20 protein-coding genes and 1 riboswitch are annotated in these 21,802 nt (G+C 69.2%); of the genes, 15 read left to right on the top strand and 5 right to left on the bottom strand.

What is annotated here, in order from left to right; genetic code table 11:
* The first annotated feature begins 17 nt into the window (after positions 1-17).
* From PCA_RS14960 to PCA_RS14995, 8 genes are all read left to right on the top strand, one after another.
* Positions 18-485, top strand: coding sequence for a tRNA (cytidine(34)-2'-O)-methyltransferase (locus PCA_RS14960; RefSeq protein ID WP_181303416.1), 468 nt, complete (start codon positions 18-20; stop codon positions 483-485).
* Positions 486-536: 51 nt separating this feature from the next.
* Positions 537-1,214, top strand: coding sequence for an SCP2 sterol-binding domain-containing protein (locus tag PCA_RS14965; RefSeq protein WP_181303417.1), 678 nt, complete (start codon positions 537-539; stop codon positions 1,212-1,214).
* On the top strand, positions 1,211-2,860 hold the full coding sequence (gene ubiB, locus PCA_RS14970; protein WP_181303418.1) for a ubiquinone biosynthesis regulatory protein kinase UbiB: 1,650 nt from the start codon (positions 1,211-1,213) through the stop codon (positions 2,858-2,860). Before PCA_RS14965 ends, ubiB begins: the two co-directional genes overlap by 4 nt.
* 16 nt (positions 2,861-2,876) lie before the next feature.
* On the top strand, positions 2,877-3,608 hold the full coding sequence (locus PCA_RS14975) for a pseudouridine synthase (RefSeq protein WP_181303419.1): 732 nt from the start codon (positions 2,877-2,879) through the stop codon (positions 3,606-3,608).
* 137 nt (positions 3,609-3,745) lie between these two features.
* Positions 3,746-4,168, top strand: a complete 423-nt coding sequence (gene arfB, locus PCA_RS14980; protein WP_181303420.1) for an alternative ribosome rescue aminoacyl-tRNA hydrolase ArfB — start codon at positions 3,746-3,748, stop codon at positions 4,166-4,168.
* Positions 4,165-4,758: a 1-acyl-sn-glycerol-3-phosphate acyltransferase gene (locus PCA_RS14985; RefSeq protein WP_181303421.1), complete on the top strand. Its 594-nt coding sequence runs from the start codon at positions 4,165-4,167 to the stop codon at positions 4,756-4,758. Before arfB ends, PCA_RS14985 begins: the two co-directional genes overlap by 4 nt.
* Before the next feature lie 4 nt (positions 4,759-4,762).
* The gene (locus tag PCA_RS14990; protein ID WP_181303422.1) at positions 4,763-5,392 is read left to right on the top strand and encodes a LysE family translocator; all 630 of its coding nucleotides are present in this window, start codon (positions 4,763-4,765) and stop codon (positions 5,390-5,392) included.
* A gap of 290 nt (positions 5,393-5,682) precedes the next feature.
* Entirely contained in the window at positions 5,683-6,429 is a 747-nt protein-coding gene (locus tag PCA_RS14995; RefSeq protein ID WP_181303423.1) for a sel1 repeat family protein, read from the top strand.
* Positions 6,430-6,639: 210 nt separating this feature from the next.
* Here the strand turns inward: PCA_RS14995 and PCA_RS15000 are convergent, their stop codons facing one another.
* Positions 6,640-7,689: a LysR family transcriptional regulator gene (locus PCA_RS15000; protein ID WP_181303424.1), complete on the bottom strand. Its 1,050-nt coding sequence runs from the start codon at positions 7,687-7,689 to the stop codon at positions 6,640-6,642.
* A 116-nt stretch (positions 7,690-7,805) separates the two neighbouring features.
* On the opposite strand from PCA_RS15000, the gene aceB reads away from it, so the two are divergent.
* Both aceB and aceA read left to right on the top strand, forming a co-directional pair.
* Positions 7,806-9,404, top strand: coding sequence for a malate synthase A (gene aceB / locus PCA_RS15005; protein ID WP_181303425.1), 1,599 nt, complete (start codon positions 7,806-7,808; stop codon positions 9,402-9,404).
* A 22-nt stretch (positions 9,405-9,426) separates the two neighbouring features.
* Positions 9,427-10,722, top strand: a complete 1,296-nt coding sequence (aceA, locus tag PCA_RS15010) for an isocitrate lyase (RefSeq protein WP_181303426.1) — start codon at positions 9,427-9,429, stop codon at positions 10,720-10,722.
* 64 nt (positions 10,723-10,786) lie between these two features.
* Here aceA and PCA_RS15015 read toward each other — a convergent pair whose 3' ends face one another.
* The 3 genes from PCA_RS15015 to PCA_RS15025 all read right to left on the bottom strand — a co-directional run bounded on the left by PCA_RS15015 (position 10,787) and on the right by PCA_RS15025 (position 14,555).
* Positions 10,787-12,577, bottom strand: coding sequence for a sodium:proton antiporter (locus tag PCA_RS15015; protein ID WP_181303427.1), 1,791 nt, complete (start codon positions 12,575-12,577; stop codon positions 10,787-10,789).
* A gap of 66 nt (positions 12,578-12,643) precedes the next feature.
* Positions 12,644-14,143, bottom strand: coding sequence for a YifB family Mg chelatase-like AAA ATPase (locus tag PCA_RS15020; RefSeq protein ID WP_181303428.1), 1,500 nt, complete (start codon positions 14,141-14,143; stop codon positions 12,644-12,646).
* A 154-nt stretch (positions 14,144-14,297) separates the two neighbouring features.
* Positions 14,298-14,555 carry an accessory factor UbiK family protein gene (locus PCA_RS15025; RefSeq protein WP_181303429.1) on the bottom strand — a complete coding sequence of 86 codons (258 nt, stop codon included), beginning with the start codon at positions 14,553-14,555 and terminating at the stop codon, positions 14,298-14,300.
* A 396-nt stretch (positions 14,556-14,951) separates the two neighbouring features.
* Between PCA_RS15025 and glnK the strand changes: the two genes are divergently transcribed.
* Entirely contained in the window at positions 14,952-15,290 is a 339-nt protein-coding gene (gene glnK / locus PCA_RS15030) for a P-II family nitrogen regulator (RefSeq protein ID WP_181303430.1), read from the top strand.
* Between the two features lie 161 nt (positions 15,291-15,451).
* Positions 15,452-15,824, top strand: a riboswitch (cobalamin riboswitch).
* Positions 15,825-16,157: 333 nt separating this feature from the next.
* Entirely contained in the window at positions 16,158-18,521 is a 2,364-nt protein-coding gene (locus PCA_RS15035) for a ribonucleoside-diphosphate reductase subunit alpha (RefSeq protein WP_255436901.1), read from the top strand.
* A 134-nt stretch (positions 18,522-18,655) separates the two neighbouring features.
* Here PCA_RS15035 and PCA_RS15040 read toward each other — a convergent pair whose 3' ends face one another.
* On the bottom strand, positions 18,656-18,952 hold the full coding sequence (locus tag PCA_RS15040) for a GIY-YIG nuclease family protein (RefSeq protein WP_181303432.1): 297 nt from the start codon (positions 18,950-18,952) through the stop codon (positions 18,656-18,658).
* Between the two features lie 147 nt (positions 18,953-19,099).
* On the opposite strand from PCA_RS15040, the gene PCA_RS15045 reads away from it, so the two are divergent.
* The 3 genes from PCA_RS15045 to PCA_RS15055 form a co-directional block, all read left to right on the top strand.
* The gene (locus PCA_RS15045; RefSeq protein WP_181303433.1) at positions 19,100-20,125 is read left to right on the top strand and encodes a ribonucleotide-diphosphate reductase subunit beta; all 1,026 of its coding nucleotides are present in this window, start codon (positions 19,100-19,102) and stop codon (positions 20,123-20,125) included.
* A 137-nt stretch (positions 20,126-20,262) separates the two neighbouring features.
* Positions 20,263-20,649, top strand: coding sequence for a BlaI/MecI/CopY family transcriptional regulator (locus PCA_RS15050; protein WP_181303434.1), 387 nt, complete (start codon positions 20,263-20,265; stop codon positions 20,647-20,649).
* Position 20,650: 1 nt separating this feature from the next.
* Positions 20,651-21,802: M56 family metallopeptidase (locus PCA_RS15055; RefSeq protein ID WP_181303435.1), on the top strand; the 1,152-nt coding region annotated here is incomplete at its 3' end.

Below are 21,802 nucleotides of genomic sequence, written 5' to 3' on the forward strand. Positions count from 1 at the left end.
CACGCGATAATCACCGGATGCTGCACGTCATCCTGTTCCGCCCCGAGATTCCGCCGAACACCGGCAACGTCATCCGCCTGTGCGCCAACACCGGCGCCGCGCTGCACCTGATCCGCCCGCTCGGCTTCGCGCTGGACGACGCCCGCCTGCGCCGCGCCGGCCTGGACTACCACGAATACGCCCGCGTGCAGGTGTACGACAGCCTCGACGACTGCCTCGCCGCGATCGGCCAGCCACGCGTGTTCGCGTTCACTACCCGCGGTCGCACGCGGCATGTCGACGCACGCCACGCCGACGGCGACGCGCTGCTGTTCGGCTGCGAGACCGCCGGCCTGCCCGCGGACGTGCTCGACGCCATTCCCGAGGAACACCGCCTGCGCCTGCCGATGCAGCCGGACAGCCGCAGCCTCAATCTCTCCAACACGGTCGCCGTGGCCGTGTACGAAGCCTGGCGGCAGCTCGGCTTCGACGGCGCGGTGGCCTGACGCCGGCGCCCCTGCACGCGGCCCCCGGCATCCGCCGGCTACAATCGCCGGATGACCGATCCCACACCCAACGCCTGGCTGCCGTCGCCGCTGCGCAAGCTGGCCGGACGCGCGCTGGAAACCGCGCTGAACCACACGCTGTCGCTCGACCCCGACACGCAAACCAGGCTCGCCGCCCTGGATGGCCGCCGCGTGCTGCTGCACCTGCGCGGGCCCGAACTCGCGCTGGCGGTGAGCGTGGAAGATGGCCGCCTCAAGGTCGGCCCGCCGGACGCGGACGAGGCCGGCGCAAGCACCCTGCGCGTGGCCGCCACGCCCGGCAGCCTGCTGGCGATGGCGCTGCGCCGCGGCGACGATGGCGTGGCGCCGGGCAAGGTGGAGATTGCCGGCGACGCCGATCTCGCGCGGCGGCTGGAAAAACTCGCCACGCAGTTCGCGCCGGATTTCGAGGAAGCCTTCGCGCGCAGCTTCGGCGACGTGCTGGGCGTGCCGCTGGCGCGCGCCGTGCGCAAGGCGCTGACGCACGCGAAGGAAACCGCCAGCCACCTCACCGAGGACGGCGCCGCGTGGCTGCGCGACGAGTCGCGCCTCGCGCTGGCGCCCGGCGAGGCGGAAGCCTTCCTCGACGGCGTGGATGCGCTGCGCGAACGCGGCGAACGGCTGGAAGCGCGCCTCGCCCGGCTCGAAGCGCGCCTGAAGGGAACGCATGCCCAGGGTGCGGGCGCGTGACCCCGCTGGCCGTCGTGCCGCGCCTGCTGCGCGTCGCCGTGGTGCTGCTGCGCTACCGGCTCGACGAGCTGGTCGACGCCGCCCACCTGTTCCGCCCGCTGAAATTCCTGCGCCCGCTGCTCGGTCGTCCGCCTGTCGACGTGCGCCCGCTGGCGCGCGGCGCGCGGCTGCGCCTCGCGCTCACCGAGCTGGGCCCGATCTTCGTCAAGGCCGGCCAGGTGCTCTCCACCCGCCGCGACCTGGTGCCGGAGGACATCGCGGACGAACTGTCCCTGCTGCAGGACCAGGTGCCGCCCTTTCCCGGCGTGGAAGCGAAGGCCATCGTCGAGGCCGAACTGAAGGCGCCGGTCGGCCGGCTCTACGCCCGCTTCGACGAGACGCCGCTGGCCTCCGCCTCGATCGCCCAGGTGCATGCCGCGGAACTTCCCGACGGCCGCGCCGTGGTGGTGAAGGTGCTGCGCCCCGGCATCGACGCCAAGATCGCGCGCGACGTGCGCCTGCTGCATTCGCTGGGCCATCTCGCGCAGCGCTGGCACCCGAGCGCCGACAAGATCCGCCCGCTCGACGTGGTCGCCGAAGTCGAGAAGATGCTGGAGCACGAGCTGGACCTGCAGCGCGAAGGCGCCAGCGCCAGCCTGCTGCGGCGCAATTTCGCCAGCGGCGTGGACCTCTACGTGCCCGAGGTGCACTGGGACCTGACTGCGCAGCGCGTGCTGACGCTGGAACGCGTGCACGGCATCAGCAGTGACGACATCGCCGCGATCGACGCCGCCGGCATCGACCGCAAGGCGCTCGCCGCGAAGGGCGTGCGGGTGTTCTACGAGCAGGTGTTCCGCGACAACTTCTTCCACGCCGACGCCCACCCCGGCAACATCTGGGTGGACCCCACGCGCCCCACCGAGCCGCGCTTCATCGCGCTGGATTTCGGCATCATGGGCTCGCTGCCCGAGGCCGACCAGTACTGGCTGGCGCAGAACTTCATCGCGCTGTTCGAGCGCGACTACGCGCGCATCGCCAAGCTCCACGTGGATGCCGGCTGGATGCCGTCCACGGTGCGACTGGATGAACTGGAAGCGGCGGTGCGCACGGTGTGCGAGCCCTACTTCACCCGCCCGCTGTCGCAGATCTCGCTGGCCGAGCTGGTGGTGAAGCTGTTCCAGACCGCGCGCCGCTTCGAGCTGACCCTGCAGCCGCAGCTGATCCTGCTGCAGAAGACCCTGCTCAACATCGAGGGCGTGGGCCGCATGCTCGATCCCGGGATCGACATCTGGGCCGTGGCGCATCCGGTGCTGAAGCGCATCCTGCGCGAACGCTACAGCCCGCTGCGCACGCTGCGCGAAGTGCGCAAGCGCCTGCCCGAGTGGTTCCATCTCGCGCCGCAGCTGCCCGAACTGGTGCACGACTCGCTGGAACGCGTCGCACACGGCGAGCATCGCCTGCTTGCCGACGTGGACACGCTCAGCCACCAGCGCCATCTGCTGCACCGGCTGCTGCGCATGATCGCGGGCAGCGCGTTCGGCGCCAGCCTGCTGCTGTGCGCCACCCTGCTGTGGGCGCTGGCGCCCCAGCACGGCCCGTGGCTGCCGCTGGGCATGGGCGTCGCGGGGCTGCTGTCGTTCGGCTGGGGCTGGATGCGTTCGCACTGAGTCCGGCTCGCCCAGCATGCTCGACATCCTCCACCAGGACGACGCCCTGATCGCGGTGAACAAGCCCGCAGGCCTGCCCGTGCACCGCTCGGCGATGGTGAACGACGCCGAGCAATACCTGGTGGACGTGCTGCGCGAGCAGGTGGGCGGCAACGTCTACCTCGCGCACCGCCTCGACCGCGCCACCAGCGGCGTGCTGCTGGTGGCGCGCAGCAGCGAGGTCGCCGCCGCGCTGGGCGAGCAGTTCATGGGCCGCGACGTGCGCAAGCAATACCTCGTGGTGGTGCGCGGCTGGCCGGAGCCGGGCGAGGGCATGGTCGACTATCCGCTGCCCGGCTCGCGCGAGACCGGCCCGCGCCGCGATGCACGCACGCGCTACCGGACGCTCGCCACGACGGAAGTGCCGATCGCGCTGGGCCGCTATCCGCAGCAGCGCTACGCCCTGCTGCTGGCCGAACCGGAAACCGGCCGCTTCCGCCAGATCCGCAAGCACCTCGCCCACATCCACCATCCGGTGATCGGCGACTGCCAGCACGGCCGCGGCGACCACAACCGCCTCTACAAGCAGCACTTCGGCTGCCACCGCATGCTGCTGCATGCGTGGCGGCTGGATTTCCGGCACCCGGCGAGCGGCGAGGCGATGACGCTGGAGGCGCCGCTGGACGGCGAGTACGGCGCACTGCTGGAACGCTTCGGCTGGGCGCTGCCCGGCAACACGCCAGACAACACCCTGCCCCGTTCGTCCTGAGCGTAGCGCCGCAGGCGCGAAGTCGAAGGAAGGCCGCACGACAGGGCTTCGACTCCGCCGCTGCGCGGCTACGCTCAGCCCGGACGGAGTCGGCGCAGGTTCTCGCCCCCTATCGCGCTTCCCCCTAAACTTCCCGCATGCTGACCATCAGCCGCACCCTTTCCCTGCCCGAAACCGAGCTGGTCGAGCGCTTCCTGCGCGCCGACGGCCCCGGCGGGCAGCACGTGAACCGCACCGAGAGCGCGGTGGAATTGCGCTTCGACGTGGCGCGCTCGCCCACCCTGCCGGAAGCCGTGCGCGAACGCCTGCTGGCGCGGCGCGACCGCCGGCTCACCGACGACGGCGTGCTGGTGATCCAGGCGCGCCGCTTCCGCGACCAGGCCCGCAACCGCGACGATGCGCGCGAGCGGCTGGCCGAGATCGTCCGCGGCGCGCTCACCGCGCCGAAGAAGCGCGTGGCGACCAAGCCCACGCGCGCATCGAAGGAACGCCGCCTGGTCGGCAAGCAGCAGCGCGGCAAGCTCAAGCAGACGCGTTCGCGCGACTGGAACCGCGAATGAGCGCCGCCATCCTGCCGCCGGTGCCGCCGCAGGCGCCGCGCCGGGGCAGCCGCTTCTGGTCGTGGCTGATGCGCGGCGTGCTGCGCCTGTCCGGCTGGCGGCTGGCCGGCGAACTGCCCGACCTGCCCAGGCTGGTGGTGATCGGCGCCCCGCACTCCTCCTACTGGGACGGCGTGTGGGGACTGGTGATGAAGATCGCGCTGGACCTCGACATCAACATCATGATCAAGCGCGAGGTGATGGACAGCCCGCTGGGCGTCGTGCTGCGCCCGCTGGGGCTGATCCCGATCAACCGCAAGGCGGCGCTGAACGTGGTGGGCCAGATGGCGCGGCGCTTCGCGGCACACGACCGGATGTGGCTGGGCATCACGCCGGAAGGCACGCGCAAGCCGGTGAAGCAGTGGAAGAGCGGCTTCCTGCGCATCGCGCGCGAGGCGAACGTGCCGATCCTGCCGGTGTTCATCGACTACCCCAGCAGGACCTTCACGCTGGGCGTTCCGCAACACGCCACCGGCGACGACGACGCCGACATGGCGCGCATCCGCGCGCTGTTCCGCGGCTACCGCGGCAAGTACCGCAACACGGAGTGAACCCATGCTCGGCATCCAGCACTACGACGCCTTCCTGCTCGCCTGCATCGCGCTGAACCTCACGCCCGGGCTGGACACGTTCTACGTCCTCGCGCGCAGCGGCCGCGAAGGCCACGTGGTGGGCCTGGGCGCCGCGCTGGGCATCAATGCCGGCTGCGTGGTGCACACGCTGGCCGCGGTGCTGGGCCTGTCGGCGCTGCTGATGACGTCGGCGCTGGCCTTCGCGGTGCTGAAGTACCTCGGCGCGGCCTACCTGGTGTGGATCGGCCTGCGCATGCTGCTCAGCCGGCAACATGCCCGCGCGCCGACGCAGACGCGCGGCACCGGCTTCGCCGCCGCGTTCCGCCAGGGCATGCTCACCAACGTGCTGAACCCGAAGGTGGCGTTGTTCTACCTCGCCTTCCTGCCGCAGTTCGTGTCGCTGCAGGCCGGGCATCCGCAGCTGGCCCTGCTGGTGCTGGGCGCCAGCTTCATCGCCACCGGACTGGCCTGGTCGCTGGTGCTTGCCATGGCCGGCGGCCGCATCCACCGCCTGCTGCAGCGCAAGCCCGCCGTCGGCCAGTGGATGGATCGCGTCTGCGGCGCGGTGCTGCTGGGCTTCGGCCTGAAGCTGGCACTGCAGCGGCGCAGTTGAGGCGCCCGGGGAAGGTCTGGCCAAGCCTTCCTGCTCGCCTGCATCGCGCTGAACCTCACGCCCGGGCTGGACATGCTCCACATCCTCGCGCGCAGCGGCCGCGAAGGCCTGCCATGGCCTTCAACGGCAGTCGGTTGTCGCGGCTCGAACAAGCGTCGCCTCCAGGGCAAGGGCGTGGCGTATGCTTGCGGAGCAAGGCGGGCCTTCCCGCCCGCTGAGGGACTCCGATGCACAGGACACCGCGCCGGGTCGCCATCGGTCTTGTCATTGAGCTATGCGCAACGCTGTGCATGATGATTGCCGCGCCGGTGCATGCTGCCGATGACGACGGCGGCAGGGCGGGCTCCAGGGCCGACGTTGTGCTGAGCGCGATGTTGGCCAGCCGCCCCATCCTCATCAGCCATCCCGACCTGTGGTATCGCTCACTCGGAAAGCGGGCTTACGAAAACAAGGCCCCTGTCACGGCGTTCCCGCTGTTCCTGCGTGCGGCGGGGTTCGCGGACAAGCCGTCGCAAGCGATCATCGCGGTCATGTACTGGAACGGCGATGGAGTGAAGCGGGATCGCCCGCGAGCGTACGCATGGATGGATCTGGCGGCCAGCCGCGGCTATCCGGAAATGGTGGCTCAGCGTGAGCTGTACTGGAAAGAACTCGGGCCCACCGAGCGCGCAGAGGCATTGGAGGTGGGCCGTGAAATTTATGCCGAATACGGTGATGCCGTTGCGTTGAAGCGGCTCGACGGGGCTCTTGTCACCGCGTGGCGGAAAGGGGTGCTTGGCAGCCGCACCGGCTTCGTGGGCACCGGCGGCACGTTGCTGACGCCCGGCAACTCCGAATTCGCCGCACTCCAAAGCAACCCGTACGAGCTGATGAAACAGTACGAAGATGGCTTGTGGCGGGCACAGGACTATGCACGCCTGAAAGACATCGAATGGCTGGGGACGGACCGTTACGGCCGCGTCACGGTAGGCGACTTGCAGCAGGCGCCGGCTGTCGCATCGCCGAAGGATTCGCCTGCTCCATCCGGCGGGAAATAGCCGCGCCGCTGGGCCGTTCCGCTTTCTCCGCCCGAAATGGTCTCTGCGCGATCGCGTCGACGCTTCGCGCAATCGAGTCTCCGATCCGCCCCACCTCGGCGTCGCAACACATGTCGCCGCGATCAAATCCGAAGAGCCACAAAACCTGTCCTTCCGTATTCCCGCTCGTGAGGTGCATCAGGGCTCGAGGTGTCGCACTCTTGCCCTCGCCTACCGCTCCGAATGCCCCGACTCGTCGTAGTCGCGGTAGGTCAGCAGGCCCGGGCGCACCAGGTCGATGAAGGCGCGCGCCTCGGCGCTCAGGAACTTGCCCTTGCGCACCACCACGCCGTAGCTGCGCTGGGGAAACCAGCGCTGCATGTTGCGCACCACCAGCCGCTCGCGGTCGGCGTCGGTGATACAGATGCCGGTGACGATGGAGATGCCAAGGCCCATCGCCACGTATTCCTTGATCACGTCCCAGCCGCCCACCTCGATCGCCACCTGGTAGGGAACCTGGTTCTGCTGGAACACCAGGTCCACCAGCCGGTAGGTGGACAGCCGCTGCGGCGGCAGGATCAGGCCGTAGGGCGAGAGATCCTGCAGCTGCAGCGGCTCCTTGGTCGCCAGCGGATGCCCGGGCGGCAGGATCAGCATCGGGTCGTAGTGGCGCACCGGCGCCCAGGCGATGTCGTGCGGCACGTCCAGCATGGAACCCACCGCGAAGTCGGCCTTGTCCTCGCGCAGCATCGCCAGGCCGTCCTTGCCGGTGACGTTGGCCAGTTGCAGGTGCACCGCGGGATAGTGCTCGCGGTAACGCCGCACCAGGTCCGGCAGCAGGTACTGGATGGTGGAGGTGCCGGCCGCGATGGTGAGCTTGCCGGCCTGCAGCCCCTGCACCTTGGCCTGGAAGTCGCGGTCCAGGTTTTCCCAGCCTTCCACCAGAGGGCGGGCCAGCTCGTACAAGGCCTCGCCCGCGTCGGTGAGGTTGATGCGGCGGCGGCGGCGCTCCAGCAAGGCCACGCCCAGCTCGCGCTCCAGCGCCTGGAGTTGCAGGCTCACGGACGGCTGCGACAGGTACAGCGACTCGGCGGCACGACTCAAGGTGCCCAGTTTCACCGTGGCCACGAAGGCGCGCAGCTGCTTGTGGCGGTTGCCCTTGTAGTAGTAACGGGCGGCCTCCGCACCAGTCGCCTCGTCGCCGGCGCGCTTTTTTGCTGCACTGCGACGTGTTTTTTTCACCGATTTTGCCCGGTCAGGCGTCTGTTTTCGTTCTGTCATATCAGTGACTTGAACTTGATATTGGCATTGACAATATCAAAAATTGAAACATTTGGTTTGTCAAACTATAAATCCATGACCTAGCTTCGAGTCCCCAACAGACTACGGAGCCGACCATGGCCCTGCCCCGGGAACGCCTCGATACCGAAGCCGTGCAGCTGCACGGCCAGCCCACCCCCGCCCAGCAGGCCATTCTCAGCCCGGGCGCCCTGGCCTTCCTGGCCGACCTGCACCGGCGCTTCGACGCCCGCCGCCGCGAACTGCTGGCGGCGCGCAGCGAACGCCGGGCCCGCTGGGACGCCGGCGAACTGCCGGACTTCCGCGCCGACACCGCCGCGATCCGCGAATCGGAGTGGACGGTGGGCCCGATCCCGCCCGCGCTGCGCGACCGCCGCGTGGAGATCACCGGGCCGGTGGAGCGGAAGATGATCATCAACGCGCTGAACTCCGGCGCGAAGGTGTTCATGGCCGACTTCGAGGATTCCTCCGCCCCCAGCCTGGCGAACCAGCTGGAAGGCCAGGTCAACCTGCGCGACGCGGTGGCCGGCACGCTCGACTACACCTCGCCGGAGGGCAAGCAGTACCGCGTGAACGAGAACCCCGCCGTGCTGGTGGTGCGTCCGCGCGGCTGGCACCTGCCCGAGCGCCACGTCACGGTGGACGGCGAGACCATGGCCGGCGCGCTGGTGGATTTCGGCCTGTACGCGTTCCACAACGCCCGCGCCCTGCACCGCCGCGACCGCGGCCCGTACTTCTACCTGCCCAAGCTGGAAAGCATGGAAGAAGCCGCGCTGTGGGACGACGTGATGGCGCACGCGGAAACCGAGCTGGACATCCCGCCGGGCAGCATGAAGGTCACCGTGCTGATCGAGACCCTGCCCGCCGCGTTCCAGATGCACGAGATCCTGCACGCGCTGCAGTCCCGCGCGGTGGGCCTCAACTGCGGCCGCTGGGACTACATCTTCTCCTACCTGAAGACCCTCCGCGGCCACCGCGACCGCCTGCTGCCGGAGCGCGGCCAGGTGCTGATGACGGTGCCGTTCCTGAAGGCCTACTCGGAGCTGCTGATCCAGACCTGCCATCACCGCGGCGCGTTCGCGATGGGCGGCATGGCGGCACAGATCCCGATCAAGGGCGACGACGCCGCGAACGAGGCCGCGCTGGCCAAGGTGCGCGCCGACAAGCTGCGCGAGGTGAAGGCCGGCCACGACGGCACCTGGGTGGCGCACCCCGCGCTGGTGGCGGTGGCGCAGGCCGTGTTCGACGAATACATGCCCGAGCCGAACCAGCGCGACGTGGAGCGCCTCGACGTGCGGGTGGGCCGCGAGCAGCTGCTGGCGCCCTGCCCCGGCACGGTCACCCGCGCCGGTTTCGACAACAACGTCGAGGTGTGCCTGCGCTACACCGCGGCGTGGCTGGACGGCCTGGGCTGCGTGCCCATCCACAACCTGATGGAGGACGCCGCCACCGCCGAGATCGCCCGCGCCCAGCTGTGGCAGTGGCTGCATCACGGCGGCCTGGAATTCCCGGACCACGCGCCGATCGATTTCGCCCTGTTCGACCACGCGCTGACCGTGCACACCAGCCGCCTGCGCGACAGCGCCCACCCCGGCGCCGCCCGCGCCGACGACGCCGCCGCGCTGATCCGCCAGCTGATCCACGCCGACACGCTTGCCGACTTCCTCACCCTGCCCGCCTACGACCAACTCGCCTGAACGCCCGCTACGGAGCAATGCCATGAAGATTTCGCTGCCCACCGCCGAACAGATCACGCTGGACTGGAACAACAACCCGCGCTGGACCGGCATCCGCCGCAACTACACCGCCGAGGACGTGGTCCGCCTGCGCGGCACCGTGCCCGTCGAGCACTCGCTGGCCCGCCGCGGCGCCGAGCGCCTGTGGAAGTCGCTGCACACCGAGGATTTCGTCAACGCCCTCGGCGCGCTCACCGGCAACCAGGCCATGCAGCAGGTGAAGGCCGGCCTGCAGGCGATCTACCTCAGCGGCTGGCAGGTGGCCGCCGACGCGAACGGCGCCGGCGAGATGTACCCGGACCAGTCGCTGTACCCGGCGAACTCGGTGCCGCAGGTGGTCAAGCGCATCAACAACACCCTGCTGCGCGCCGACCAACTGCACCACGCCGAAGGCGACGACGGCATCGACTGGCTGGCGCCCATCGTGGCCGACGCCGAGGCCGGCTTCGGCGGCGTGCTGAACGCGTTCGAGCTGATGAAGGCGATGATCGAGGCCGGCGCCGCCGGCGTGCACTTCGAGGACCAGCTCGCCAGCGTGAAGAAGTGCGGCCACATGGGCGGCAAGGTGCTGGTGCCCACCCGCGAGGCGGTCGACAAGTTGAACGCCGCGCGCCTCGCCGCCGACGTGCTGGGCGTGCCCACCCTGATCGTGGCGCGCACCGACGCCGACGCGGCCGACCTGCTCACCTCGGACATCGATCCGAACGACCGCCCGTTCATCCATGGCGAACGCACCGTGGAAGGCTTCTTCCGCACCCGCGCCGGCCTCGACCAGGCGATCAGCCGCGGCCTCGCCTATGCGCCCTACGCGGACCTGATCTGGTGCGAGACCAGCAAGCCGAACATCGAGGACGCGCGCCGCTTCGCCGAAGCCATCCACGCGCAGTTCCCGGGCAAGCTGCTGGCCTACAACTGCTCGCCCAGCTTCAACTGGAAGAAGAACCTGGACGACACCACCATCGCGAAGTTCCAGCAGGAACTGGGCGCCATGGGCTACAAGTTCCAGTTCATCACGCTGGCCGGCTTCCATAGCCTCAACTACGGCATGTTCGACCTGGCCCACGGCTACGCACGCCGCCAGATGAGCGCGTTCGTGGAACTGCAGGAGAAGGAATTCGCCGCTGCCGACCGCGGCTTCACCGCGGTGAAGCACCAGCGCGAGGTGGGCACCGGCTACTTCGACGCGGTGACCCAGGCGATCCAGCAGGGCCAGTCCTCGACCACCGCGCTGAAGGGCTCGACCGAGGAAGCGCAGTTCCAGCGCAGCGCCGTGGCCTGATCGCGGCAGGCGTCGCGGAATGCGGGAAAGGCAGGCGCCAGGCGCCTGCCTTTCCCGTTTCCGCTCACTCGCTGCGTTCGGGCGGCACCAGCGCGATCACCGTCCAGCCCGGCCGGGGTTCCGGTTCGCGCCTGGCGGAAGCCACCCGCAGGGCGCCGCGTTCCTCCACGCCGAACAGCAGCAGGCTGTCCGGACCGTACTGCTCGATGAAGTGCGGCCAGTCGAAGGTGCTGCTCAGCCGCGTGGACTTGATGCGCCAGCCGCGCGCCAGCAACTCGGCGAAGCGCGCATGCGTCATCGCCTCGTCGAACAGCGGCGGCGCCAGCAGCTTCTCGGCCAGCGCGGCGCGGCCGGCGCTCTCCTCCGGCGGCAGCACGCGCAGGCGATGGACCTTCTCGCGGCCGAACTCCTCCCGATAGTGCACGCAGACCAGGCTGTTGCGCTCGCGATGGGTGGACATCGCCAGCAGCCGTCCGATGCCGGCCAGATCGAGCTGGCGCTCCGCGTGCGGCGAGGCCGGATTGCCGAAGAACGTCGCCAGCCCTTCCATGCGCGCACGGCGGATGCCGTCGTAGTCGTCGTCGGCCAGCACCACGCGGAAGCCCGCCTCGTGCAAGGCTCCGCCGATGCCGCGCGCCACCGCATCGGCGCCGAAGATCAGCACGCCGTTCGGCTCGGGCTCGGCCACCTTCAGCCACAAGGCCAGCGGTCGCGCGGTGGCGCTCTGCAGCACCACGGTGCCGATGATCAGGATGAACACCAGCGGCACCAGCACCTCGGCGCCCGGCACTTCCAGCTCCTGCAGGCGCAGCGCGAACAGCGCGGATACCGAGGCGGCCACGATGCCGCGCGGCGCCACCCAGCCGATCAGCGCGCGCTCGCGCCAGTCCAGCGCGCTGCCGAAGCTGGAAACCAGCACGGTGACCGGGCGCACCACGAACTGCGCGAACAGGAAGATCGCCAGGCCCGCCAGCAGCAGATGCCCCGGCAATGGCCACGGCAGCCGCGCCGCCAGCAGGATGAACAGCAGCGACACCAGCAGCGTGGTGAGGTGTTCCTTGAAATCGAGGATGTCGTCGATGTGCACGCCGCGCATGTTGCCCAGCGCGATGCCCATGATCGTCACCGTGAGCAGGCCCGACTCGTGCGCGATCGCATTGGAACCGACAAAGGCGAACAGCACCGCGGCCAGCACGCCGTAATTCTGCAGGTATTCTGGAATCAGCTGGCGGCGCAGCAGGAAGCCCAGCAGCAGCGCGGCCAGCGCGCCGACCAGCACGCCGCATCCCACCGTGGCGGCGAACACGCCCAGCGCGCTGCCTTCGTGGCGCGACACCACGGCCTCGTAGATCAGCACCGCGAACAGCGCGCCCAGCGGATCGATCACGATGCCTTCCCAGCGCAAGGTGTTCGCGATGCGCGCGTTGGGCCGCAGCGTGCGCAGCATCGGCGCGATCACGGTCGGCCCGGTGACGCAGGTGAGCGCGCCGAACAGCAGCGCGATCGGCCACGCCGCGCCGGCCACCACATGAGCCGCCAGCGCCAGCAGCAGCAACGCCACCAGCGCGCCGTAGCTCACCAGCCCGCGCACCGCGCTGCCGATGCCCGGCAACTCGTGGAAACGCAGGGAGAGGCTGCCCTCGAACAGGATCAGCGCCACCGCCAGCGACACCATGGGAAACAGCAGCGGGCCCAGCAACTGGTCCGGATGCAGCAGGCCGCTCACCGGCCCCAGCAGCAGGCCGGCCAGCAGCAGGAACACGATCGCCGGCAGCTTCACCCGCCACGCCAGCCACTGGCACAGGAAGCCCACCACCAACATGCCGGTCAACACGAGACCCGGTTCAATACTCATTGCCATCCTCGGAACAAAACGGAAACCATCGGAACGCCTGCCGACGCGGCGCGTCCAGCCGACCGGTCAAAAGCGGCGGTATTGCAAAGCCTCGGCCAGGTGCTCGCGTTCGATCAGCGCCGCGCCGCCGTCGAGGTCGGCGATCGTGCGCGCCACCCGCAGCACGCGATGGTAGGCACGCGCGGACAGCGCCAGCCGTTCCAGCGCCTGCTCGTACCAGCGCCGCTCGGCCGGACCCAGCGCGCAATCGCGCTCCAGCTCGCGGTGGCTGACCTCCGCATTCGGCCGGCCCGCGCGCACCAGGGCTTGGTGCCGAGCCTGCAGCACGCGGGCACGCACCGTGGCGGAATCCTCGTCGTGCACGCTGCGCGCCGCGTCCATCTCGTGCAACGGCAGCGGAGGCACTTCCACCGCGAGATCGATGCGGTCCAGCAGCGGCCCGGAGACCCGCGCGCGATAGCGCTGGATCTGGTCCGGGGTGCACTGGCAATGCCGCCGCGCATCGCCGGCGTGGCCGCAGGGACAGGGATTCATCGCCGCCACCAGCTGGAACTGGGCGGGAAACGTGCACTGCCGCGCCGCCCGCGAGACCACGATCTGGCCGGATTCCAGCGGCTCGCGCAGCACCTCCAGCACGTGCCGGCTGAACTCCGGCAACTCGTCCAGGAACAGCACGCCGTTGTGCGCCAGCGAGATCTCGCCCGGACGCGGATACGAACCGCCGCCCACCAGCGCCACCGCCGACGCGGTGTGATGCGGCGCGCGGAACGGCCGCCGTCGCCAGCGCGCGGGATCGGTGGCCTGGCCGGTCACCGACAGCACCGCGCAGGTTTCCAGCGCCTCGGATTCGCTGAGCGGCGGCAGGATGCCCGGCAGGCGCTCGGCCAGCATGGTCTTTCCCGTGCCGGGCGGCCCGACCAGCAACAAGTGGTGACCGCCCACCGCGGCGATTTCCAGCGCGCGGCGCGCCTGCAGCTGGCCGCGCACGTCACGCAGGTCCGGGCCGTCGCGGACGCCGCCCTCGCCGTCCACCGCCGTCGGAGCGGCCAACTCCTGCGCCCCGCGCAGCCAGCCGCAGACCTCGGCCAGGGTATCGGCCACGCGCACGTCCACTTCCGACACCAGCGCGGCCTCCGCCGCGTTCGCGCGCGGCACCACCACGCGGCGCCCGCGCGCCCGCGCGCGCAGCAACGCCGGCAACACGCCGGACACGCTGCGCAACGAGCCGCTGAGCGCCAGTTCGCCCAGGAATTCGCAATCGTCCAGCTTGTCCCGCGGCACCTGGCCGCTGGCGGCGAGGATGCCCAGCGCGATCGGCAGGTCGAAGCGGCCGCCGTCCTTGGGCAGCTCGGCCGGCGCCAGGTTCACGGTGACCTTGCGGCCGGGATATTCGAACGCGGTGTTCTGGATCGCCACCCGCACGCGATCGCGCGCCTCGCGCACGGCGGCTTCGGGCAGGCCCACGATGCTGGTGGCCGGGAGGCCGCCGGACAGGTGCACCTCGACCATCACCAGCGGTGCGGCAATGCCTTCCTGGGCACGGCTGAGGGTGACTGCGAGACTCATGCGGCCACCGCTTGCCGGCCCGCATGCAAGCCGCTGTCACACACCTGCATCAAGCGACTCCATTCACGGGACCGGGACATAAATAACCGCCCCCGACCGTTAGCTCGGGGTGAGGGTGACAAGTCGGGGGCGGCTCCCAGGAGGCTTGGTGGTGCTAGCTCCCGCGGGCGGCGGCAACGGCCTCCAGTTCGGCCACGCGCCGCTCAAGCTCTTCGACCTTGGCCCGGGTACGTGCGAGTACCTGGCTCTGGACGTCGAACTCTTCGCGGGTGACTAGATCGAGGCGGCGCAATCCTTGCGCCAAGACATCGTGGAAATTGGCCCGCAAATCCTGCTGCGCCTGCGCCACTCCGGGCGGAACCAACGATGCAAGGCGCCGTGCTATCTGGTCGATATCCAGCCTATCCGTCATGGATGGCGCCTCGAACTCGTCGGATGAAAGTATCGATGAACAACAGGTAGACGAACCATCGGTGGACTCCGTGAGTTTATGTAGGGATTTTCCTACACAAGGCTTGAAAAAGTCGTCGACCCGTCGTTTGCCAAGCCAACGTCGAGGCACGATTGCGCATCCCGCCCCGACACGCGCCGTTCCCATCATCCTGCGATGAACCGCCCCTTTCCAGCCGGGTTCGCGAGCCGGCCGGATCGAATCCGCGCAGACTCCGTCGCCTGCCCTGTCCCGATGCCGCACGGGGCATCCGCGCCGCCTGGTGACACCCGCCACCATCGGCCACGCGACAGCAGCAGGCGGTGAAGGCAAAATGGGCGTCCGCGTCGCCTTCGACGCCCCTGCCGAGGACATCCCATGAAGCTGGTCGTGGCGATCATCAAGCCGTTCAAGCTCGACGACGTGCGCGAAGCGCTGGCCGACGTCGGCGTGCAGGGCATCACGGTGACCGAGGTGAAGGGCTTCGGTCGCCAGAAGGGCCACACCGAGCTGTACCGCGGCGCCGAGTACGTGGTCGATTTCCTGCCGAAGATCAAGCTGGAGGCCGCGGTGGCCGACGAACAGCTGGACCGCGTGCTGGAGGCGATCCAGAACTCCGCGCGCACCGGCAAGATCGGCGACGGCAAGATCTTCGTCAGCCCGCTGGAGCAGGTGATCCGCATCCGCACGGGCGAGCTGGACCAGGACGCGCTGTAAGTCCTTCCCGCGTCGCCGGGCTGCAGCCCCGGGCACCTCGTACGCCATCCCCGGACCGCTTGCCGCGCGGCGCTGCCTCGGCGGGCGCGCCGTGGCGCGGCCCGCGCCACTTATCCACGGCTTTTCCACAACTTGTTGTGGTTGACCCCCACAGCACATCCCGATATGTTGTGTCTGTCGGTGCCCCGCCAGACGCGATCGTCGGCAGGGCTCAAAAGGGAATCCGGTGCGAATCCGGAACTGCCCCGCAGCGGTAAGCGGAAACGAACGCCCAAGGGCCGGAGTCCGTCCGTTCGGGAGATGGGTGACACCGTCATCGGTGTCGCTGGCCAGGTGCAGCAACGAGCCATGGTGGTGCCATGGCGAGGCGCGGCAACGACGCCAGCGGCGGCGGGGACACGTCAGACACTCCCGAACGGGCGGACTCCGGCCCTCAAGCACTGGCTCGCAGCGGCCGGGAAGCGAAGGCAAGTAGGTGGGTCGCAAGACCCGGGTCCGCGAGTCCGAAGACCTGCCGACACGGCATGGCCGGAACGCCATGCCGAGTGGTGACGGCTTCCGCGGGGAGGCGCGTCGGATCATCGGGCCGCCGCCCGATGGCACGACCGTCCGCGAGCAACCGCCACTTCAGCCCTGCGCGCGGGAGCAGGCGGTTGATCACCACGGTCTGGAGTCACCGACATGCAGCCTCTCGATACCGCTACCCGCGAGCGTTCCGGCGCCCGCGCGGAGCCGTCCGCCTTTTCCGCCGGGGCCGCCGAAGCCGCGGCCGCCGCCAGTGAAACCCCGATGCCCGCCCTGCAAGAAAAACGACAAGCCGCCCCGAGCGAGCCTTTCGCCCTCACCCCGCCGCACAACCCGGCGCAGATGCGCGTGACCAAGCGCAACGGCGGCCAGGAGGCGGTGGACGTCAACAAGATCGTGCGCGCGGTGACGCGCTGCGCCGAAGGCCTGCACGCGGTCGATCCGATGCGCGTGGCGCTGAAGACCATCGGCGGCCTGTACGACGGCGCCACCACGCAGGAGCTGGACCAGCTCTCGATCCGCACCGCCGCCGCGCTCACCGCGGAGGAGCCCGAGTACGGCCAGCTCGCCGCGCGCCTGCTCGGCGCCTACATCGACAAGGAAGTGAGCGGGCAGGAGATCCAGAGCTTCTCGCAGTCGATCGCGCGCGGCGCGGAACTCGGCATCCTCAACGCGCGCCTGCGCGATTTCGTGGCCGCGAACGCGCGCAAGCTCAACGACGCGATCGACCTGCTGGCCACGCGCCGCTTCGAGTACTTCGGCCTGCGCACGGTGTACGACCGCTACCTGCTGCGCCACCCGCAGAAGCGCCACGTGATCGAGACGCCGCAGTATTTCTTCATGCGCATCGCCTGCGCGCTGGGCGGCGGCGAGATCGGCGAAACGCTGGAACTCTATCGCCTGCTGTCGGCGCTGGAATACATCGCCAGTTCGCCCACCCTGTTCAACGCCGGCACCGCGCACGAGCAGCTCAGCTCCTGCTTCCTGCTCGACTCGCCGGTCGATTCGCTGGAGTCGATCTACGACAAGTACGCCGACGTGGCGAAGCTCAGCAAGTTCGCCGGCGGCATCGGCCTGGCCTACTCGCGCGTGCGTTCGCGCGGCTCGCTGATCAAGGGCACCAACGGCCACTCCAACGGCCTGGTGCCGTGGCTGAAGACGCTGGACGCCTCCGTCGCCGCGGTGAACCAGGGCGGCAAGCGCAAGGGCGCGGCCTGCGTGTACCTGGAGCCGTGGCACGCCGACATCGAGGAATTCCTGGAGCTGCGCGACAACACCGGCGACGAGGCGCGCCGCACGCACAACCTCAACCTCGCCAACTGGATTCCCGACGAATTCATGCGCCGGGTGGAGAGCGACGGCGAGTGGTCGCTGTTCGATCCCAAGATCGTGCCGCACTTCGTCGACAGCTGGGGCGAGACGTTCGAGCAGGCCTATCGCGAAGCCGAGGCCGCCGGCCTGGCGGTGAAGAAGGTGAAGGCGCGCGAGCTGTACGCCCGCATGCTGCGCACGCTGGCGCAGACCGGCAACGGCTGGATGACCTTCAAGGACCGCAGCAACGCCACCAGCAACCAGACGGCGAAGGCGGGGAACGTCATCCACCTGTCGAACCTGTGCACCGAGATCCTCGAGGTCACCAACGCCGGCGAGACCGCCGTGTGCAACCTCGGCTCGATCAACCTGTCGCGCCACGTCGCCCCGAACGCCGACGGCAGCGGCGCGTTCGACTTCGACAAGCTCGCCGCCACCGTGCGCACCGCGGTGCGCCAGCTGGACCGCGTGATCGACCTCAACTTCTATCCCATCGACACCGCCGCCACCGCCAACCGCAAGTGGCGTCCGGTGGGCCTGGGCGTGATGGGCCTGCAGGACGTGTTCTTCAAGCTGCGCCTGCCGTTCGATTCGGCCGAGGCGCTGGCGCTGTCCACGCGCATCGCCGAGGAGGTCTACTACCACGCGCTGTCGCAGTCGAACGAGCTGGCGATGGAGCACGGCGCACATCCGGGCTTCGCCGAAAGCCGCGCCGCCAGCGGCGAGCTGCAGTTCGACTACTGGACCCACGCGCGGCCGAACGACACGGCGCGCTGGGACGCGCTGCGCGAGTCGATCAAGGCGAAGGGCCTGCGCAACTCGCTGCTGATCGCGATCGCGCCCACCGCCACCATCGCCTCCATCGCCGGCTGCTACGAGTGCATCGAGCCGCAGGTGTCGAACCTGTTCAAGCGCGAGACGCTGTCCGGCGACTTCCTGGTGGTGAACCGCTACCTGGTCGAGGAGCTGAAGACGCTTGGCCTGTGGACGTCCGAGATTCGCGACGCGATCAAGCTGGCGGAAGGCTCGATCCAGGGCATAGCGGCGATCCCGGAGCGCCTGCGCACGATCTACCGCACCGTGTGGGAACTGCCGCAGAAGGCCCTGATCGACCTGGGCGCCGCACGCGGCGCGTACATCGACCAGAGCCAGTCGCTGAACCTGTTCATGGAAAACCCGAACATCGGTCAGCTCAGTTCCATGTACATGTACGCGTGGAAGTCCGGCATCAAGACGACCTACTACCTGCGCTCGCGCCCGGCCACCAAGATCGCCAAGACCACGGTCTCGGCCGGCAAGGCCGAGGCGCCCGCGCCCACCATCGAGCAGGAGAAGGCGAACGCCGCGGTGTTCTGCTCGCTGGAGAATCCGGAGTACTGCGAGGCCTGCCAGTAACGCCCTGCCGTCGTCCCGGCGAAAGCCGGGACCCGGTGCCTTTGGCTATCGAGGTGCAAAGGCGCTGGATTCCGGCTTTCGCCGGAATGACGGTGAGGGGTTGTCGACCTGACTGGCAAAGCTCCACGTAAAGATCACTGGCAAACCTCTGCGTAAAGGTCACGCCAATACGGATTGGACTTTTCGATGAACTCGATCTTCCAGGCCCGTCTCCACGTCTTGATCGCCTTCTCGCGGGTGATGGCGGATTCCATCGCGTCGTGCAGCTCGAACCAGACAAGGGAATGCACGTGATGACGTCTCGTGAAACCTTCGACCACTTCGTTGCGGTGTTGCCAGACGCGCGCCGGAAGCTTGGAGGTGACACCGGTATAGAGCGTGCCGTTGCGACGGCTCGCAAGCATGTAGACACAAGGCTGCCGCTCACGCATCCCGAATTCTTCCAAACACACCCAAGTCGTCATTCCAGCGAAAGCTGGAATCCAGTGCCTTAGTCCCTCGCCACGTCATCGCATAGGCGAAAGTCGCTGGATCCCGGCTTTCGCCGGGACGACGAGCAAAAAACCAAGGAACCACACATGTCCGCCCAACCCGAACGCCCCCAGCACATCCTCGACCCCGGTTTCGAGCTCACCCTGCGCCCGATGCGTTACCCGGCGTTCTACGAGATGTACCGCAACGCCATCAAGAACACCTGGACGGTGGACGAGGTGGATTTCTCGCTCGACACCACCGACCTCAACACCAAGATGTCGGCGGCCGACCGCCACCTGATCCATCGCCTGATCGCGTTCTTCGCCACCGGCGACACCATCGTGTCGAACAACCTGGTGCTGAACCTGTACCAGCACATCAACGCGCCCGAGGCGCGCATGTACCTGTCGCGCCAGCTCTACGAGGAAGCGCTGCACGTGCAGTTCTACCTCACCCTGCTCGACACCTATATCCCCGACCCGGGCGAGCGCGCCAAGGCCTTCGCGGCGATCGAGAACATCCCGTCGATCCGCGCCAAGGGCGAGTTCTGCTTCAAGTGGATCGACTCGATCCAGGACGTGCAGCGGCTGGAGACGCGCGAGCAGCGCCGCCAGTTCCTGCTCAACCTGATCTGCTTCGCCGCCTGCATCGAGGGCCTGTTCTTCTTCGCCGCGTTCGCCTACGTGTACTACTTCCGCTCGCGCGGCCTGCTGCACGGCCTCGCCTCCGGCACCAACTGGGTGTTCCGCGACGAGAGCTGCCACATGGCGTTCGCCTTCGAGGTGGTGCGCACCGTGCGCGCGGAAGAGCCCGACCTGTTCGACGAAGCCATGCGCGCGCAGGTGGAGGAAATGCTGGAGGACGCGATCGCCTGCGAGACGCAGTTCGCCGAGGACGTGCTGTCCGGCGGCGTGGTGGGCCTGTCGGTGAAGGACGTGCGCCAGTACCTGGAATACTGCGCCGACCAGCGCCTCGCCCAGCTCGACCTGCCGAAGAAGTACGGCGCGAAGAACCCGTTCGACTTCATGGACCTGCAGGACGTGCAGGAAGTGACCAACTTCTTCGAGCGCCGCGTCTCGGCCTACCAGGTCGGCGTGGAGGGCGAGGTGGCGTTCGACATGGCGTTCTGAGGCCGGCGCACGATCGTGTTGCATGCATGGGCGGCTTGCCGGGAGGCAAGCCGCCCATGTGCATTCCGGCACCCGTTGACTACACGTGTCGTCAGGCGTAGTGTGCCGACACGTGTAGTCACAACAGGTGCGCCCGCATGTCCAGACCTTCCATCGGCGACCAGGAACTCGCCCTGCTGCATTACCTGGCCGAGCACGAGCCCGTCTCCGTGGGCGAAGTGGCCGCGGGTTTCGGCGAGGCGCACGGCCTCGCCCGCTCCACCGTGCTGACGATGATGGAGCGCCTGCGCGCCAAGGGTTACCTCAAGCGCCGCCAGGCGCAGGGCGTGTACCGCTACAGCACCGCCACCGGCCCCGGCGAGGCGATGCGCGGCGCGGTGGGCCGCTTCGTGGAAAGCACGCTGAGCGGCTCCGTGTCGCCCTTCGTGGCGTGGATGGCGGAACGCGGCAAGGTCAGCGACGACGAGCTGGCCGAGCTGCAGGCGCTGGTCAAACAACTGCAGAACACGCGCAAGGAGAAGTGAGATGACGACACTGGCTCATCTGACCGCGCCATTGCTGGAACGCCTGGCCTGGACCTCGCTGCAGGCCGCCGTGCTGGTGGGCATCGTGGCGCTGCTGATCCGCGTGCTGCCGCGCCTGCCCGCCGCCGCGCGCTGCGCGCTGTGGTGGCTGGTCGGGCTGCAGGTCGTGCTGGGGCTGTGCTGGCAGGCGCCGATCCGGCTGCCGCTGCTGGCGTCGCCGGATGCCGCGGTGGCGACCGTCCCGCAGCGCATTGTCGCGGCCACGCCGGTCATGGCATCGGCAGGCGCGGCCCGCGTCGCCGCCCGCGCGGATGATGCGGCCTCGGCGACGGCGCCAGCCGTTCTGCCGCTGGCCGAAGCCGCGCCCGGCTGGCTGGCCACCCACTGGCGTTCCGCCCTGATCGCCTTGTGGCTGTGCCTGCTGCTGGCCCAGTTGCCTGCGCTCATCCGCCAGCACCGGCTTGCCCGCCGGCTGCGCCGCTCGGCCGTACCGACGACGGACGCCGCGCTCCAGGCCAGTTGCGCACGGCAGGCGCGCGAGCTGGGCCTGCAACACGCGCCCGCGGTACTGGTCTCGCCGGACATCGACTCGCCCCAGGTCGGCGGCGGCTGGCGCCCCGCCGTGCTGTGGCCGGCGCATTCCACACTGGACGCCGAGGCCTCCGCGCTGGCGCTGGCGCACGAACTCGCGCACCTCAAGCGCGGCGACCTGCTGCTGGGCTGGATTCCCGCGCTGGCGTCGCGGCTGCTGTTCTTCCATCCGCCGCTGCGCTGGGCGATGCGCGAATACGCGCTGCACCGCGAGGCGGCCTGCGACGCGCTGGCGCTGGCGCAGGGACGCGCCGCACCGCAGGACTACGGGCGCCTGCTGCTGCAACTGGGCGTGGCCCACCCGCTGCACGCCGGCCTCGCCGGCGCCTCCCCCACCTTCCACAACCTCAAGAGGCGACTCGTCATGCTGCAACAGACCTCCACCGCCATGCCACGCGTGCGCAGCTGGCTGCTGGTCGCGCTGGTCGCGCTGGCCGGCGTGCTGCCCTACCGCGTGGTGGCCGACGCCGCGAAGCCGGCGGACGCCGGCAGCACCGCCAGCGCCTACCTGGCCTCCACGCCACCGGTGCCGCCGCCCGCGCCCAGCACCAGGATGCGGGCG

This window comes from Rhodanobacter sp. PCA2 (assembly GCF_013620825.1).
Classification (GTDB): domain Bacteria; phylum Pseudomonadota; class Gammaproteobacteria; order Xanthomonadales; family Rhodanobacteraceae; genus Rhodanobacter_A.

Bases quoted from the DNA above. Each gene is read 5' to 3' on its own strand.
- PCA_RS14995 (WP_181303423.1), top strand. From the start codon at position 5,683: ATGATGATTGCCGCGCCGGTGCATGCTGCCGATGACGACGGCGGCAGG.
- PCA_RS15000 (WP_181303424.1), bottom strand. From the start codon at position 7,689: ATGACAGAACGAAAACAGACGCCTGACCGGGCAAAATCGGTGAAAAAA.
- PCA_RS14990 (WP_181303422.1), top strand. From the start codon at position 4,763: ATGCTCGGCATCCAGCACTACGACGCCTTCCTGCTCGCCTGCATCGCG.
- PCA_RS15020 (WP_181303428.1), bottom strand. From the start codon at position 14,143: ATGAGTCTCGCAGTCACCCTCAGCCGTGCCCAGGAAGGCATTGCCGCA.
- PCA_RS14965 (WP_181303417.1), top strand. From the start codon at position 537: ATGACCGATCCCACACCCAACGCCTGGCTGCCGTCGCCGCTGCGCAAG.
- PCA_RS15035 (WP_255436901.1), top strand. From the start codon at position 16,158: ATGCGCGTGACCAAGCGCAACGGCGGCCAGGAGGCGGTGGACGTCAAC.
- aceA (WP_181303426.1), top strand. From the start codon at position 9,427: ATGAAGATTTCGCTGCCCACCGCCGAACAGATCACGCTGGACTGGAAC.
- PCA_RS15040 (WP_181303432.1), bottom strand. From the start codon at position 18,952: ATGCGTGAGCGGCAGCCTTGTGTCTACATGCTTGCGAGCCGTCGCAAC.
- glnK (WP_181303430.1), top strand. From the start codon at position 14,952: ATGAAGCTGGTCGTGGCGATCATCAAGCCGTTCAAGCTCGACGACGTG.
- PCA_RS14985 (WP_181303421.1), top strand. From the start codon at position 4,165: ATGAGCGCCGCCATCCTGCCGCCGGTGCCGCCGCAGGCGCCGCGCCGG.
- PCA_RS15050 (WP_181303434.1), top strand. From the start codon at position 20,263: ATGTCCAGACCTTCCATCGGCGACCAGGAACTCGCCCTGCTGCATTAC.
- PCA_RS15045 (WP_181303433.1), top strand. From the start codon at position 19,100: ATGTCCGCCCAACCCGAACGCCCCCAGCACATCCTCGACCCCGGTTTC.
- aceB (WP_181303425.1), top strand. From the start codon at position 7,806: ATGGCCCTGCCCCGGGAACGCCTCGATACCGAAGCCGTGCAGCTGCAC.
- PCA_RS15025 (WP_181303429.1), bottom strand. From the start codon at position 14,555: ATGACGGATAGGCTGGATATCGACCAGATAGCACGGCGCCTTGCATCG.
- PCA_RS15015 (WP_181303427.1), bottom strand. From the start codon at position 12,577: ATGAGTATTGAACCGGGTCTCGTGTTGACCGGCATGTTGGTGGTGGGC.
- PCA_RS14960 (WP_181303416.1), top strand. From the start codon at position 18: ATGCTGCACGTCATCCTGTTCCGCCCCGAGATTCCGCCGAACACCGGC.
- PCA_RS14975 (WP_181303419.1), top strand. From the start codon at position 2,877: ATGCTCGACATCCTCCACCAGGACGACGCCCTGATCGCGGTGAACAAG.
- arfB (WP_181303420.1), top strand. From the start codon at position 3,746: ATGCTGACCATCAGCCGCACCCTTTCCCTGCCCGAAACCGAGCTGGTC.